The sequence below is a fragment of the Methylobacterium indicum genome, assembly GCF_017347565.1.
Lineage (GTDB): Bacteria > Pseudomonadota > Alphaproteobacteria > Rhizobiales > Beijerinckiaceae > Methylobacterium > Methylobacterium indicum.
Genome location: NZ_AP024145.1, coordinates 3,619,420 through 3,633,475 on the forward strand (window position 1 = coordinate 3,619,420; position 14,056 = coordinate 3,633,475).

A 14,056-nucleotide genomic window follows, 5' to 3' on the forward strand; every position below is an offset into this window, starting at 1 on the left:
GTGGCACACGATCCCCTCGTCCCCTCCTTCGAGATCGGCGGCGTGCCGGTCTCGGCGACCGACATGACCGGGCTGATCGCGGCCCTCGGGCGCCGGTTCGCCGGCGGGCCGGACCAGCCCGGCACCTTCGTGGTGTTCCGCGACGCGCACGGCGTCGTCCGGGCCCAGACCGACCCGGTGCTGAAGGCGGCCCACCACGACGCGCTCCTCGTCTGCGCCGACGGGCGGCCCCTGAGCTGGATCGGCCGCTGGCGCGGGCTCTCGGCCATGCAGCAGGTGCCGGGAATCGAATCCGTCGAGGCGGTGTGCCGGGCCGGCGCCGCGTCCGGCTGGCGCCACTACTTCCTCGGCGGCGGCGAGGGCGTGGCGGCGCACCTCGCCGAAACGATGCGGGCCCGCATCCCGGGCCTGCAGGTGGCCGGCGTCGAGACGCCGCCCTTCCGCCCCCTCGACGCCGCCGAGACCGAGGCGATGCGGGCCCGCATCCGGGAATCGGGGGCACAGATCGTCTGGGTCGGCCTCGGCACGCCCAAGCAGGAGCTGTTCATGGCGGCCCATGCGCCGCACCTGCCGGGCACGGTCGCCATGGGGGTCGGCGCCGCCTTCGACGTCGCCACCGGCCGCATCCCGCGGGCGCCCAAGTTTTTTCAGGTCGCGGGCCTCGAATGGGCCTACCGCCTCGCCCGCGAGCCGCGGCGGCTGTGGCGGCGCTACCTCGACACGATCCCGCGCTTCCTCCTGATCGCCGCGCGCGACGCCCTCAGCGCGAAAAAGGCGCCCCCGCCGCGCGCTCCCGGCGCATCCGGGCGAACGGGATCGCCGGCAGCCTGAGCCCGGTGCCGTCGGCGAGGGCGGCGAAGTCCTCCGGGTTCACGGAGGTCCGCGCCAGCGCGGCGAGGTCGGCGGGTGGGTGGGCGGGGTCGCGGTTGCGGGCGATCGTCTGCTCCGCCGCCCGGCCGCCATCGGTGAAGCGGAACGGTTCACTCAAGGCCAGCAGGTTGTCGGTCAGCACGTTGCCGCCGCCCACCGCCGGGCGGTCGTAGAGCAGGCCGGGCAGGCGCGGATAGCGCGCGCGCCAGGGGGGAGACTCCACCGGCATCGCCGCGTAGGCGGCACGCAGCTGCGATTCCGGGTCGGTGATCGCATCGCGGGCCCAGGTCTCGCCGCGGGAATCGACGTGGACCGCCGGGCTCGACGCCACGAAGATGTTGCCCACGACGCGGTTGTCGCGCCCGCCGCCGAGGAAGACCGGCTGGTCGACCCGCAGGAAGAGGTTGCCGGAGACGGTGAAGCCGCTCGCCATGTCGTCGAGGTACACGCCCTTGACCTCGCGCTCGCCCTCGCCCCGGATGTCGTGCAAGAAGTTGTCGGCGATCACGCTGCCGCGCGCGGTCCAGTCGCGGCCGGAATAGATCGCACCCGTATCGGTGGCGCTGGCGAGCAGCCGCGCGATCTCGTTGCCGGTCACCCGGTGGTCGTTGCCGCGGAGATGGACCGCGTAGGCCGGTGAATCGTGGATGAAGCTACCCGACACCTCGGCGCCGACGCCGTCGAGGGCGATGCCCGGAGCCTGCGTGGTCCACCGCCGTGCGTAAGCGGTGAGGCGGCTGTCGCGCAGGAAGAGCCCGCCGGGCTCGAGGGTGCGGCGCTCGCCGCCCGACAGCACCACGCCCTCGGCGCCGGTCCCGGCGACGTCGCAGCGGCGCAGGCCCCCGTCCCGCGTGCCGAGGAACGCCGCGCCCCGCCCGCCGGCCGGGCCGAGCACGCTGTCCTCGATCACCACGTCGCGCCCGCCCTCGACGCGCACGAGGTCGCCCCGGGCCAGGGCGAGGCGCAAGGAGGCGATCCGCAGGTGCTCGGTGCCCTCCGTCGCGATCAAGGTCTCGGCGACCGAGACCTCCACCGTGTCGCCGCCTCGCGGCCAGGCGAGCAGCGTCCCGCTGCGGACATCGCGCCACCAGGTGCCGGGCCGGTCGAGGCCGGCACGCACATGGACGAGGCGCACCGGGGCGTCGGGCAGGATGCCCTCGTAGGGCGTGCGGTCGAGGGTGAGGCGCGTCCCCTCCCCGGTCGAGCCCTTCTCCTTCGATCCCCGGTCCTTCGGCCCGACGCGCAGCACCGGCATCGCCTCGAACAGCCAGCCCCAGCGCCAGTAGCCCTCGGCCCAGAGGTCCGGCTCGTCGCGCACAAGACCCGGCGGGAGACCGTCGAGGGTGAAGGCCGGTCCCGTGCCGCCCGCGGCCTTGGCGAAGCCCTCCGACGGCCATCGGGCGGGATGCATCGCGCCGGCCGCATCGAAGACCTCGAAGGCCGGGGGCGTGCGCGGGCCGTCGAGGACGATCGGTGCCTGGAACCGCGCCGCCCGGGCCGAGGCCGGCAGGCGGTAGGCCCGCACATGGCCCCGCGCGGCGGCCGGCAGGCGGGCGGCGAGCGCGGGGTCGAGCGGGATGGGTGTCAGGCGCCGGCTGCCGACGAGGCGGGCCGACCCGTCGGCGGGCCCGCGGATCGTCAGGGGCGCGGCGGCGCTGCCGCCGTCCCGGCGGCCGAGGCGCAGGCCCTCGGCGAGGCGGTGGGTGCCGGGGCCGAGCGCGATGACGAGGGCCGCGTCGGGATCGCGGGCGCGCCGCCGGCGGGCTTCCGCCAGGGCCTCGCCCAGGGTGGCGACGGCGCCGGGATCGGGCCGCATCCCCTCGGCGGCGACCGGGATCTCGACCGGGGCGGCGAGGGCGCCCGACGCCCGGACCACGCCGAAGAACAGGGCGGCGAGAACGAGGACGATCCGCATGGAGGAGGCTCCCGGTGCGCACCGGCATCGCCCCGCGGACGACCGCGACGGGCTCGCGCGACCGGTCGCCGGTCCGATGGCCGCGCCCTGCGCCGCGCGGCAGCGGTCAATCTAGGCCATCGACCGGCCCGGGACCACGCCGGAAGTCGGCGTCTTGCACCGGCGTCTTGCACCGGCGGATGCGCGGCGTGCCGGGTCCGGGGCGGCTCGCCTACTCCCCCACCTGCGCGTCCGTCACGACGACGCGCAGGCGGCGGTTCGCGCCAAGGCCGCGCAGGGCCCGATCGATGGCGGAGAAGCGGCTGCGGCGGGCGCTGACGGCGAGGAGGAGCGCCGGGAGCCGGTCGTCGGCGATCAGGCGCTCGGTCACCACGTCGCTGCCCACGAGACCGAGATCGACCACCACGAGGTCGGCGCCGCTGCCGAGCAGCAGGTCGGGCAGGTGCGCCGCCAACCCCCGCGGCAGGTCGTCGGCGCGGGGCAGCACCTTGAGGCCGGAGGACAGGGTCACGAGGGCGTCGGCGAGCGGCGTCCGGTCGCGCAGGGTCGCGGCGAGGTCGCGGTGCGGGGTGGCGGCAAGGTCGCGGGTGAGCGTCCCCTTCGGGTCGGCATCGACCAGGATCACCCGCTCGCGGTCGGCGGCTGCCGAGAGGGCGAGGGACCGGGCGAGCAGCGACTTGCCGGCCCGGTCGTCCGCGGCGCTGACGAGGACGACGAGCGGGGCCTGCCCGGGAAGGGCGGCGCCGAGGCGGTGGCGCAGGCGCGCGATCGCGACCTCGTAGCGGCCGTCGCCCCGCGCCGAGCCGATGTCGGCGTGGAGCGCCGCCGGGGCGGCGAGGGCGCGGGGCGCCCGCGGCACGGCATCGAGGGCCGGGCGGCCGAGATGGCCTTCGAGGCGGCGGCGCGAGCGGACGCGGCCGGCGAGCAGTTCGAGGGCGAGGCTGCCGACGAGGCCGACCCCGAGCCCGGCCACCAGGGCGGCGGCGAACACCACCGCGGTCGGCGGGCCGATGCGCTTCTCCGGCGGCGTCGCCGGCGAGATGATCCGCGAGGCCGAGGTGTCGAGGCGCTGCTGCTCCTGCAGCTCGCGGGCGCGGACCAGGAAGGATTCGTAGATCGTCCGGTTCGCCTCGACCTGGCGCTCGAGCTCGCGCAGCTGCACGAACTCGTTGCCGACCTTGAGGGCGTCGGCCTTGCGCCGCTCCAGCGTGTCGGCGAGCGTGCGGGCGCTCGCCAGCGCCGCCTGGTAGTCGTTGCGGCTGGCCGCCGCGATGCGGCGGGTCTCGGCCGCGATCGTGTCGCGCAGCGATTTTTCCTGGATCAGGGCGGCCTGGTAGGTCGGGTGGCGGCGGCCCAGCGTCTCCTCGGCATCGGCGCGCAGGCGCTCGGCCGCGGCGAGCTGGCCGCGCAACGCCACGATGGTGGGGTTCTGGACGATCTCGTTGACCGAGTCGGACGGCCCGCCGGCGAGCACCCCGTCGATCTGGCGCAGGCGGGCGCCGGCATCGAGGGCCTTGGCACGGGCGGCGCCGAGCTGGTCGCTGAGCTGGGTGAGCTGCTGCTCGCTCACCAGCTGCGCGCGGGTGCCGACGATGTTGTGCTTGGCCCGGAAGGCCTGCGCCTTGTCCTCGGCCTTGCGCAGGGCGTCGCGCAGCTCGGCGAGCCGGCCCTCGATCGCCTCGCCGGCCTTCCGGGTCGTGTCGGAGCGGGTCGCGGCGTCCCGGGCGAGGTAGGTCTCGGCGACCCCGCGGGCGAGGCGGGCGGCCTTGTCGCGATCCTCGGAGGTCACGCCGAGCTCGAGGACGAAGCTGCGCTCGAGGCGGCGCGCGCCGACCCGGTCGCGCAGGGCCCGCAGGGCCTTGAGCCGGGGATCGGCCGGCGGCTCGGTGCGGCCGGTGAGGCGCTGGATCTCGGCCCGGATCGCGCCCAGCAGGCTGTCGCGGCCGAGGAACTCGGGATCGCTCGCGAGGTCGAACCGGTCGACCACCCGGCCGAGCACGTCGTCGGAGGTGAGCACCCGGAGCTGGCTGTCGACGAGGAGCAGGCTCGCGTCGCTCGCCGGATCCGGGGTGGTGAGCCCGTCCTTGACCACCTGCAGCCCGCGCGGATCGATCAGGATCTGGGTCGAGGCGGTGAATTGCGGCGGGTTGAACGTCGTCCACGCCGCGGCGGCGGCGAGGAACAGGAGGACGGGCAGCAGCACCGTGAGCCAGCGCTGGCGGACCGAGCGCAGGATCTCCCGCGGGTCGAGGAACCAGGGCTCGCGCCCCTCCTCGTCACCGCGCGAGGACGCGCCGATGAGCAACCCGTTTCGGACATTCTCGACCATGGTCATGCTGCGTCCAAGGCTTGTCGCTGCGGGTCGGAACCGTCCCGTTTCGGGACAATCGACCCGGGCGACGTTCCGTCTGGCCTCGACGCTTCAAGCCGCGGGCCAGGCGGGATCGGCCGCCCGCAGGCTCGAAACGGGACGGGCCGCCGCCTCCACGGCCCGCGCCCGCGCGTCGGCCTCGCGCCGGGCCGCCCGCGCGTAGGCCAGCACCGCGACGTAGGCCAGCACGTTGACGTTCCAGTCCTGGTACAGGCCGGGCGTGGTCATGCCGTTGAGGGTCACCATCAGGATCAGGCAGGCGACGAGGCGGCGCGTGCCGCGATCGGCCCGGGCGGCGAACCGGATCGGCTCGACGAGGCAGAGGATCGCGAAGCACAGGCCGACGATGCCGGTACCGGCCCAGGCGCTGAGGAACATGTTGTGCGAGCTGGTGATGAACACCGCCTCGCGGCCGAGCTCGTCGGCGAGCCCGGTGGTGGGGATCAGGAGCTGCACGAAGCGGTCGGCGGCCGAGAACCCGGACCCGAGCAGGTGGTCCCGCGTCGCCGCGATGAAGATCGGCCAGAACTGGCCGCGGCCGGTGGCGTTGGCGAGCTCCACCCGGGGCTTCTGCAGGATGACCGAGAGGGCGTCGAGCAGAGCCGGGAAGCTCGACAGGCCGACCATCAGGAACAGGAACACCCCGGTCGCCACCACCGCGAGGACGATCCCGGCGAGGCGCACCCCCGGGCGGCGCGAGGCGATCATCAGGGCCGGCCCGACCGCCGCGAGCGCGCCCGTCGAGGCCGCCGACCCGGCGATGATGAACCCGGCCGCCGCCAGCGCCAGGTAGCGGCCCCGGCGGGGGTTGGGCGGCCCGAACACGACCGCGAAGCCGAGCGCGGCGCAGACCAGCGGCATCATGTTGTTCTTGGCCGAGGAGAACACGATGCCGGAGGACAGGCTCGTCAAGATCTCCGGCGTCACGGAGACGAGCCAGGCGACCGTCACGATCGCCAGGAGATCGGCGAGGCGCTGCCGGATGTCGGGCCGGTCGAAGATCAGGATCAGCGCCAGGGTGAAGACCGCGAGCTCGCCGGTGCGGTAGAGGGTGTAGGTCGGCACGATCGACCACGCCGCGCTCAGGCCGTTCATGCCGATCATCAGGGTGAACGGCAGGTAGGGCATCGCGAAGGGCAGGAGCAGGATGCGCCGGTCCGCGGCGATCTTCACCGCGAGGTAGAGCGCGGTCAGCACGGTGAGCACGATGGTGACGACGTTCGAGGCCGTCAGCCCCTGCTCCAGCACGGCGTTGCCGTCCTCGCGCGGGACCGTGAAGACCAGCGGCATGAAGGCGAAGACCACCGTCAGGGCGAGCGGCCAGAACACCGGCGCTCCCCCGGAGGGCGGGCGGGTCTCGAGGCGGTGGCGCAGGATCGGGTAGGCGACCGAGAACCAGGTCGCGACCCCGACGGCGATCAGGGCGTTCAGCATCGCTCGGAGGTCTCCGCCCGGGGGAGCGCGCCGCGGCCGAGGGCGACGACGAGCGCCAGGAGGGACGCGCCGTGCGCGATCGCCACCACCGCCGCCGCCCCGGCGGCCCCGTAGCGGCCGATGAACGGCTGGATCAGCGCCAGCGACACCGCGAAGCTGACCGCGAAGGCGCGGAAGATCACGTCGGTGCGGCGCCGGGCACGGAAGATCTGCGCCGCCATATCCCGCAGGAAGATGAACACGACCCCGAGGGCCAGCCAGCGCAGGCACGGGGCGAAAGGAGCGTAGGGCGCGCCGAAGACGAGGCGCAGCCAGAGGTCCGCCGGGACCGCCACCACGCCGAGCAGGATCGCGACCGGCAGGCCGAGACGGCGCGTGATGCCGAGGAGATACGCCCGCAGGGCCGGCTCGCCGCCAGTCTCGTAGGCACGGCCCGCCCCGGTCGGGACCACGTTCTCGGTCGCGGCGAGCATCAGCAGCACGATGCCGACGAGGTACTGCGCCGCCCGCAGGCCCCCCAGGGCCTCGTCGCCCAGGGCCGCCCCGGCCAGAATCCAGACCAGCTGCTCCTGCCCGAAGGTGACGAGGACCACCGGCAGCAGCCAGCGCGCCATCTGCCAGTGCCGGCGCGCCGCGATGGCGAGACGGCGGCGGCCGGGATCGGCCGCCCGGGCGAGAAGGGCCGGCAGCGTCGTCAGGAAGGCCGTGAGCGCGAGGATCTCGACGAGGCGCGGCGCATCGAGGGGGATGCCGGCCGCCCACAGGCCCGCGACGCCGAGCGGGAACGCCACCGCCCGGGCGAGGTCCATGACGAGGGCCCGGCCGCCGCCCTCGTAGGCGAAGAGCAGCCGCCGCGCGGTGAGCTGGAGGTTCTGGGCCAGGGTCAGGGCGCCGGCGGCGGTCACGAGATCGACCGGAATCGCCTCGCCGCGGGCGTGGAAGTAGAGGGCCAGGGCCCCGGCGACGCCGAGGGCGAGGCCGGCCGCGAGCACCAGGGCACCGGCGCTGACGGCGGCGGCGTAGCGGGCCGGATCGCGGACCGAGCCGGCGAGCGTCATCAGCGGTGCGGTGACGAGCGCGTTGTGGAGCCCCTGGGCGAAGCCCGCGACGATGAGCACGAGGGCGAAGCGCCCGAACGCCTCCATGTCGATCAGGCGGGCGGCCGCGATGCCGGCGAGGAAGCCGAAGCCGCTCACCGCCCCCTGGTCGAGGAGCGAGAGCAAGGCCGGCCCGCGCAGCCGGGCGACGAGGGCGGAGGCCATGCTCACCGGGCGAGCGCCGCCCCCGCCGCCATTGCGACGAGGCGGCTTCGTCCGTAGAGCCAGAGCGGGCCGCTCGACGCGACGTTCCGGGTGACCCCGCGCTTGAAATCGTAGACGCCGCGGTTGTTCGCCGGGTCGATCCCGCCGAAATCGAACACCCGGCACCCCTCCTCCGCACCGCGGCGGATGAAGCTCCACACCGCCAGGTGGGCGGCGGCGTTCGCCTTGGCCCGCTCGGTCGAGGCGGTGAAGAAGTCGGTGAAGCGGTCCCGGCTCAGATGCGCGATCCGGACCAGGCAGGGCTCCCCGTCCTCCCGGATCTCCAGGATGACGTGGCGCGGGTCGTTCGCCGCGAGGTCGCGGTAGGCGGCGGGGTCGAAATCGTTGGAAAAACCCTTCCGGGTCTTCAAGGCCGCGTACATCGCCGTGAAGGCATCGAACGCGGCGAGCCGCTCGGCCGGGTCGTCGAGGAAGCGGACGGTGAGGGCGGCGTTGCGCTCGGCCTTGCGGATCGCCTTGCGCCAGCGTTGTTCCATCTCGGCCAGCACCGTCTCGGTCCCGCGGGTGAGGTCCACCTCCAGGGTGTGCCGCCCGGCCGTCGTCACCGGCTTGAACCCGCCGGCCAGGAGGCCGAGGACGGCCCCCGGACTCTCGGCACGGCTGAAATCCACCACCACGAGGTCGAGGGGCCGAAGCGCCAGATGGGCGAGGAGCGCCGACACGACCGCCTCGCCCTGACGCTCGCCCTTGTCGGTGAGGAGCGGCCCACCCTGGATGTAGACCTGCCGCGCCGGGCCCCGGCGCCGCACCTGGACCTGCGCCAGCCCGAGCAGGTCGCCCGCCTCGTCGACGACGCGCAGCCTCGCGACATCCGCCCCGCGGCGCGCCTTGTAGGTGCCCCAGCCCGACGCCGCGAAGATGGTACCGCGGGCCTGCGCCCAGACGGCCTCGTCCCAGGCCGGCACATCGGCCGCCGGGAGGACCCGCAATCCCGTCTCGCGTTCCGTTCCGGTCATGGAAACCCTGTACCAGGATGCGACGGACATCGCCGTCTTCGCCCCCGTCACGCAAGTGGCGCACCGCGGGACAAATGACGCACCGCGGGGTCGACGATGCCTGGCAGGGCCGGCCGCGCGCAGGTTTGTTAGGCATGAACGGCGACGGCGCGACGAAGACCCGGGCATCGGTGGCGCGATCGGCCGGACGCTACGTTGTCCTCTCGACTTGCGCCCGCACCGGAACGACCTCACCCTCGTCGGACGGCGCTATCGCAACGGCGGGTGAGATGCTGCTACCGTTCAAGTCCCTCGCCCGCGACCACCCGCTGATCCGCGCCCTCCTGTTGCGGGCGCTCGCGCGCCTCCGCCGGCTCGCCCACGCGCCGCCCGGCCTCTACACCCTGTGCTACCACCGGGTCCCGGACCGGCACCGGGCCGGATTGGCCGCGCAGATCGGCTACCTGCAGCGGCACGGCCGCTTCGTCGGGGCCGATGAGGCGGTGACGCTGCTGGAAACCGGCGCGGCGGCGACGGAGCGGCACTTCCTCGTCACCTTCGACGACGGCTACGCCGACACGGTCGAGGTGGCGCTGCCGGTTCTGCGGGCGGCCGGCGTGCCGGCGATCCTGTTCCTCGTCTCCGACTGGCTCGACACGCCGCCGGCAAGCCCGCCCGGTCCCTATGTCGACCGGGAGATGGTGAGGATCTGGCTCGATGCCGGCATGGAGATCGGCTCGCACGGCCGCAGCCACGCCCGCATCGCCACCCTGGACGACGTCGCGGCCGAGCGCGAGATCGCCGGTTCGCGCCGTGCCCTCGCCGTGGAGACCGGCCAGCGGGTCCTACACTTCGCCTGCCCCTGGGGCGTGGCCGAGCGCGACTACCGGCCCGACCGCGACCCGGGCCTGGCGCTGGGCTCCGGCTACGCCACCTTCTTCACCACCCGCCGGGGCGTCGCCCGCGGCGCCGCCGACCTCCCGGCGCTGCCGCGCCACGTCATCGAGCCGGAATGGCCCTTGCACGAGATCGACGCCCTGATGGGAGCCCGCCTTGCCGGGCGCTGACGTGACGGATTCCCGATCGACCGACGCCCACCGCCCCGTCGTCGTGGTGACCGGGGCGCTCGCGCCCTACACCCAGGTACTTTACCGAGCGCTTGCCGCCGCCCTCGACGCACCGCTCACGGTGCTCGCCTGCGCGGCGCGGGAGCCGGCGCGGCAATGGGAGCTCGCGGCCGCCGACGGCTACGGCTTCTCGGTGCTGCCGGGCCTGCGCTGGCACCGGGACGCGGTGCGCAACCTCTACGTCAATCCGAGCGTCGTCCCGCGGCTCGCCGCCGCGCGGCCGGCGGCGGTGATCCTCAACGATTTCTCGCCCACCATGGCGATGGCGGCCCTCGCCGCGCGTGCGCTCGGCATCCCCTACGGCATCCGCACCGACGGGGTGCCGGAGACCGATCCGGGCACGCGCTCGCCCGCCCACCGGGCCCTGCGCCGCGCCATCGTCCCGGGCGCCGCCTTCGGCCTCGCGCCGAGCACCGGCAGCCGGACGCTGCTCACCGCGTACGGGCTCGCCCCGGCGAGGATCTTTCGTGCCCCCCTCTTCCCGGCCTGGGAGGCGAAAGCCGCGCCGCCCGACCCCGAGGCCCGGCCCTACGACGTCCTGTTCTGCGGCATCCTCAACGAGGAGGTGAAGGGCGCGCGCTTCTTCACCGACGTGATGCGGGCCTGCGCCGCCGCCGGGCGCCCGTTGCGGGTGCGGGTGGCGGGCGACGGCCCGCTGCGGGACGAGATGGCGGCCCGCCTCGCGGAGGCCGGGATCGAGGCCCGGTTCGACGGCTATCTCGCGCAGGACGCCCTCGCCGGGGCCCACGCCTCGGCGCGGCTCCTGCTCTTCCCGAGCCGCGGCGACGTCTGGGGCATCGTGGTCAACGAGGCATTGCAGAGCGGCACGGCGGTCCTCGCCTCGCCCCATTCCGGCGCCGCCCGCGAGCTGCTCGCGGCCGAGGGCTGCGGCGTGGTGCGGCCGCTCGCGGTGGAGGCGTGGGCGCGGGAGACCCTGGCGCTCCTCGACGATCCCGGTCGGCGGGCGCAGCTGCGGCAGGCGGCGGCGCGGGCGATGCCGGACGTCTCCCTCGCCCGCGCGGTCGAGGGCTACCGGGCGGCCCTCGCCTCCCTGGGCTGACGCGTCTCTAAGCAGACTTGCGTTGGCAGGCCAACGCTTCGCCCGCTCAGGTTCTTGTTTTGTCGCAGATTTTTGACGCCGAACCGGTCTCCACTTCGGCGAAATCCGCTTAGAGCACTTCAAGATCGCGCTGCAATCGCGAAGCTTTCTAAGTCTTTGGTTTGGTGCATGGTCTTCGACGAACCGGCATCCACTTCGTCGGAAAATGCTCTAGCGCCCCCAGGATCGTTCGCCGCCTCACGGGCGGTCGAGGCCGGCGGCGGCGAGGAGCGCGCGGTCGAGGCCGTCGCCGCCCGCCGACAGGGCCTCGCGCAGCTCGGCATCACCGGCATAGATCATCACGTCGCAGGCGTCCCCCTGCTCGGCGCCGAGATGCAGGCAAGTGCGGACGACGTAGTGGTGGTCGGCCGTGCGATAAAGCGTCTGCGTCACCGGGAGGGCATCGCCGGGCGGGCTCGCCGCCCGTCCGATCGGCCTCGCGAACAGACTGACCGGATCCGTCGCGCCGCTCGACGGCGTCGGTGAGGGAGAACGGGACGGGTGAGGCATCGTCATCCTGATCAGCGCGGCACTTCCCCCGGTGTCGCGGAGTATTGCCGATGATTCCGGCATACCGTCCCCGCTACCACACGCCACCGACAACAACCCAAGGTTTCGTCAACGCGTGCGGATCGACATGACGACGTACCGGCTATTGCGACATGACAGCATGAACCGGCCGTCGGCGCATCCCCAATCGACGGCTTGACTGGTCCTGGCAGGGATTTTTCACGGTTAAAGTGGCGATCGGCGCATCTCGGCCCGCGGAGACTGGACCGGCACTACGCCTCGCCGCCGTCGAGGGGCGCGATCGGCTCGTCCTTGATCTGGTCGATGGCGAGCGCCGTGCGCACCGTGCGCACGTTGGGCAGGCCGGTGAGGTGGCCGACCAGCTGCTGGAAGGCGCCGAGATTCGGTGCGACGCATTTGAGCAGGAAATCGGTCTCGCCCGACAGCGTCCAGCATTCCCGCACCATCGGCCAGCCGCGCATCTCCGCCGCGAAGGCGGCGAGCTCGGCCTGGCCCTGCGCGGCGAGCTGCACCATGGCGAAGCACATTACCTCGTAGCCCAGCGCCTTGGGCTCGAGCAGCGCCCGGTAGCCGCGGATGATGCCGGCCTCCTCCAGCGCCCGGACCCGCCGCAGGCAGGGGGGCGCGGACAGGCCGACGCGGCGCGCCAGCTCGACGTTGGTGATCGAGCCGTCGGCCTGCAACTCCCGGAGGATCGCCCAGTCGATGGCGTCGAGACGGGCGGGCAAGGCGGCGACCACGATCCTGGCGGGTGGAAAGGCGACGGCAGGAATGCCCGGCGGGCCGCATGAGTAGCCGGCCCCCGGGGCCGGCACAAGGTCGCGCTCCGCGCGTGGCCCGTCCCGCGGCCCGTCCCGCGGCCCCGGCTCCCCTCTTCTGGGGGGCTGCCGGTGCGGCGCGGACGGGCCAAGGTATGCCGCCGGGGAGCGCCGGCCCTCCTCCCCCGAGCCGACCCACCGGACACCATGAACGCCGCGCCCCTCTCCGCCCCGCTCGACGTACCGTCCCGGCCCGCCCCTGGGCTGCCGGAGGTGCTGGCGCGCCTCGACCGCCTGACCGACTGGGAGAGGCGGCCGCGCGGCGGGATGCGGGTCGGCCTCGCGCCGATGCACGATCTGCTGGCCCGCCTCGGCGCGCCGCAACGCCGGCTGCAGGTGGTCCATGTCGGGGGCACCAAGGGCAAGGGCTCGGTCAGCGCCCTGATCGAGGCCGGGCTGCTCCGGGCGGGCCTGCGGGTCGGGCGCTATGCCTCGCCCCACGTCGAATCGGTCACCGAGCGGGTCTGCCTGGGCGGCGCACCGGTGACGGAGGCGGTGCTTGCCCGGGCCCTGGCCCGGACGCTCGACGCCCACGAGGCCGCGCGGCGGGACGAGAGTGCGGGTGGCGACGCGACCTGGTTCGACGTGCTGACCGCCACCGCCCTCCTGATCTTCGGCGAGGCGGGGCTCGACTGGGCGGTGATCGAGGTCGGGCTAGGCGGGCGGCTCGATTCGACCAACGCGGTCGACGGCGACGTCGCGGTGATCACCAATATCGGGCTCGAGCATACCGAGATCCTCGGCCATACCCGGGCCGCCATCGCCGCCGAGAAGGCCGGCATCCTCAAGCCCGGCGCCGCCCTCGTCACGACGCTCTCGCCGGAGGACGAGGCCGGCGCCGTCGCGGCGGGGCGCGCCGCCGCCCTCGGCTGCCCGGTGCTGCGTCCCGTCCTCCCGCCCGGCGCCTCGATCGCCGAGGAGAACGCGACGCTCGCGGGCCTCGTCCTCGATCATCTGGGCCGGGATCATCCGGGCCTGCGCGACCGCGGCGGCGCGCCGGTGAGCGCCGCCCTTCTCGACGGCGCGACCCGCGCGGCGGCCTGCCTGCCGGGCCGGCTCGAACGGCGGACGATCCGCAGGGCGGAAGGCCCGGTGCCGGTGGTGCTGGACGGCGCCCACGTGCCGTTCAACCTCGCGGCGGTCCTGCGCGACCTCGTCCGCGCCGACGATCTCCCCGGCCCCTGCATCGCGCTGGTGGCGATGGCGGGGGACAAGGATGCGCCGGGCTTCCTCGCGGTCCTCGCCCGCCACGCCGCGAGGCTCGTCTGCACCGAGATGCCCGAGCGCCGCGGCCACGGTGCCGAGACGCTGCAAGCCCTCGCCCTGGCCGAGGGGATCGACGCCGAGGCGGTGGCCCTCCCGGGGGCGGCCCTCGCCCGCGCGGCGGATCTCGCCGCGGCGCGCGGGGGCTGGCTGCTCGTCACCGGCTCGCTCCACCTCGTCGGGGCATTGCGGGGGGCGACGCAGGCCGAGGCTCGGAATCGTCTCCAGTCACCCTGACCGGAGCCGCGCTCGGACGCGGGCGGCGCGACCGGTCCCCTGATCCGTCCGTCGTTTCACACCTGCGGCTCCGGCACGGGCCCGCAAGACCGCGCGGGCCGCAGGGCTCCCGTGCAGTCGTCGGGCACGTCGCG

Annotated in this window: 11 protein-coding genes; 4 read left to right on the forward strand and 7 right to left on the reverse strand. The window is 74.4% G+C overall.

Annotated elements, in window-relative coordinates; translation table 11 throughout:
• The gene (locus miv_RS16985; RefSeq protein ID WP_207177886.1) at positions 1 to 831 is read left to right on the forward strand and encodes a WecB/TagA/CpsF family glycosyltransferase; all 831 of its coding nucleotides are present in this window, start codon (positions 1 to 3) and stop codon (positions 829 to 831) included.
• On the opposite strand, the gene miv_RS16990 is transcribed toward miv_RS16985, so the two are convergent.
• The 5 genes from miv_RS16990 to miv_RS17010 form a co-directional block, all read right to left on the reverse strand.
• Positions 761 to 2,785: a right-handed parallel beta-helix repeat-containing protein gene (locus miv_RS16990; protein ID WP_207177887.1), complete on the reverse strand. Its 2,025-nt coding sequence runs from the start codon at positions 2,783 to 2,785 to the stop codon at positions 761 to 763. The two genes, miv_RS16985 and miv_RS16990, sit on opposite strands and share 71 nt — an antisense overlap.
• 211 nt (positions 2,786 to 2,996) lie before the next feature.
• Positions 2,997 to 5,120 carry a GumC family protein gene (locus tag miv_RS16995; protein ID WP_207177888.1) on the reverse strand — a complete coding sequence of 708 codons (2,124 nt, stop codon included), beginning with the start codon at positions 5,118 to 5,120 and terminating at the stop codon, positions 2,997 to 2,999.
• Between the two features lie 87 nt (positions 5,121 to 5,207).
• Positions 5,208 to 6,590, reverse strand: coding sequence for an O-antigen ligase family protein (locus tag miv_RS17000; protein WP_207177889.1), 1,383 nt, complete (start codon positions 6,588 to 6,590; stop codon positions 5,208 to 5,210).
• Positions 6,584 to 7,852 carry a lipopolysaccharide biosynthesis protein gene (locus tag miv_RS17005; RefSeq protein WP_207177890.1) on the reverse strand — a complete coding sequence of 423 codons (1,269 nt, stop codon included), beginning with the start codon at positions 7,850 to 7,852 and terminating at the stop codon, positions 6,584 to 6,586. The genes miv_RS17000 and miv_RS17005 overlap by 7 nt, the downstream gene beginning before the upstream one ends.
• Positions 7,853 to 7,854: 2 nt before the next feature.
• Positions 7,855 to 8,868, reverse strand: a complete 1,014-nt coding sequence (locus miv_RS17010) for a lipid II:glycine glycyltransferase FemX (RefSeq protein WP_048430255.1) — start codon at positions 8,866 to 8,868, stop codon at positions 7,855 to 7,857.
• A gap of 269 nt (positions 8,869 to 9,137) precedes the next feature.
• On the opposite strand from miv_RS17010, the gene miv_RS17015 reads away from it, so the two are divergent.
• Complete coding sequence (locus tag miv_RS17015) at positions 9,138 to 9,914, forward strand: polysaccharide deacetylase family protein (protein ID WP_207177891.1); 777 nt, start codon at positions 9,138 to 9,140, stop codon at positions 9,912 to 9,914.
• A 1-nt stretch (position 9,915) separates the two neighbouring features.
• Positions 9,916 to 11,034 carry a glycosyltransferase gene (locus tag miv_RS17020; RefSeq protein ID WP_207177892.1) on the forward strand — a complete coding sequence of 373 codons (1,119 nt, stop codon included), beginning with the start codon at positions 9,916 to 9,918 and terminating at the stop codon, positions 11,032 to 11,034.
• Between the two features lie 237 nt (positions 11,035 to 11,271).
• Here miv_RS17020 and miv_RS17025 read toward each other — a convergent pair whose 3' ends face one another.
• Positions 11,272 to 11,466 (reverse strand): hypothetical protein, encoded by a 195-nt coding sequence (locus miv_RS17025; RefSeq protein WP_207177893.1) that lies wholly within the window; start codon positions 11,464 to 11,466, stop codon positions 11,272 to 11,274.
• Positions 11,467 to 11,855: 389 nt separating this feature from the next.
• Entirely contained in the window at positions 11,856 to 12,332 is a 477-nt protein-coding gene (locus tag miv_RS17030) for an Lrp/AsnC family transcriptional regulator (RefSeq protein ID WP_048430289.1), read from the reverse strand.
• Between the two features lie 237 nt (positions 12,333 to 12,569).
• On the opposite strand from miv_RS17030, the gene miv_RS17035 reads away from it, so the two are divergent.
• The gene (locus miv_RS17035; RefSeq protein ID WP_244748559.1) at positions 12,570 to 13,922 is read left to right on the forward strand and encodes a bifunctional folylpolyglutamate synthase/dihydrofolate synthase; all 1,353 of its coding nucleotides are present in this window, start codon (positions 12,570 to 12,572) and stop codon (positions 13,920 to 13,922) included.
• Positions 13,923 to 14,056 lie beyond the last annotated feature (134 nt).

What these genes read in the sequence shown, in the direction of transcription:
- miv_RS16990 (WP_207177887.1), bottom strand. Translation starts at nt 2,785, where the DNA reads ATGCGGATCGTCCTCGTTCTCGCCGCCCTGTTCTTCGGCGTGGTCCGG.
- miv_RS16995 (WP_207177888.1), bottom strand. Translation starts at nt 5,120, where the DNA reads ATGACCATGGTCGAGAATGTCCGAAACGGGTTGCTCATCGGCGCGTCC.
- miv_RS17000 (WP_207177889.1), bottom strand. Translation starts at nt 6,590, where the DNA reads ATGCTGAACGCCCTGATCGCCGTCGGGGTCGCGACCTGGTTCTCGGTC.
- miv_RS17005 (WP_207177890.1), bottom strand. Translation starts at nt 7,852, where the DNA reads ATGGCCTCCGCCCTCGTCGCCCGGCTGCGCGGGCCGGCCTTGCTCTCG.
- miv_RS17010 (WP_048430255.1), bottom strand. Translation starts at nt 8,868, where the DNA reads ATGACCGGAACGGAACGCGAGACGGGATTGCGGGTCCTCCCGGCGGCC.
- miv_RS17015 (WP_207177891.1), top strand. Translation starts at nt 9,138, where the DNA reads ATGCTGCTACCGTTCAAGTCCCTCGCCCGCGACCACCCGCTGATCCGC.
- miv_RS17035 (WP_244748559.1), top strand. Translation starts at nt 12,570, where the DNA reads ATGAACGCCGCGCCCCTCTCCGCCCCGCTCGACGTACCGTCCCGGCCC.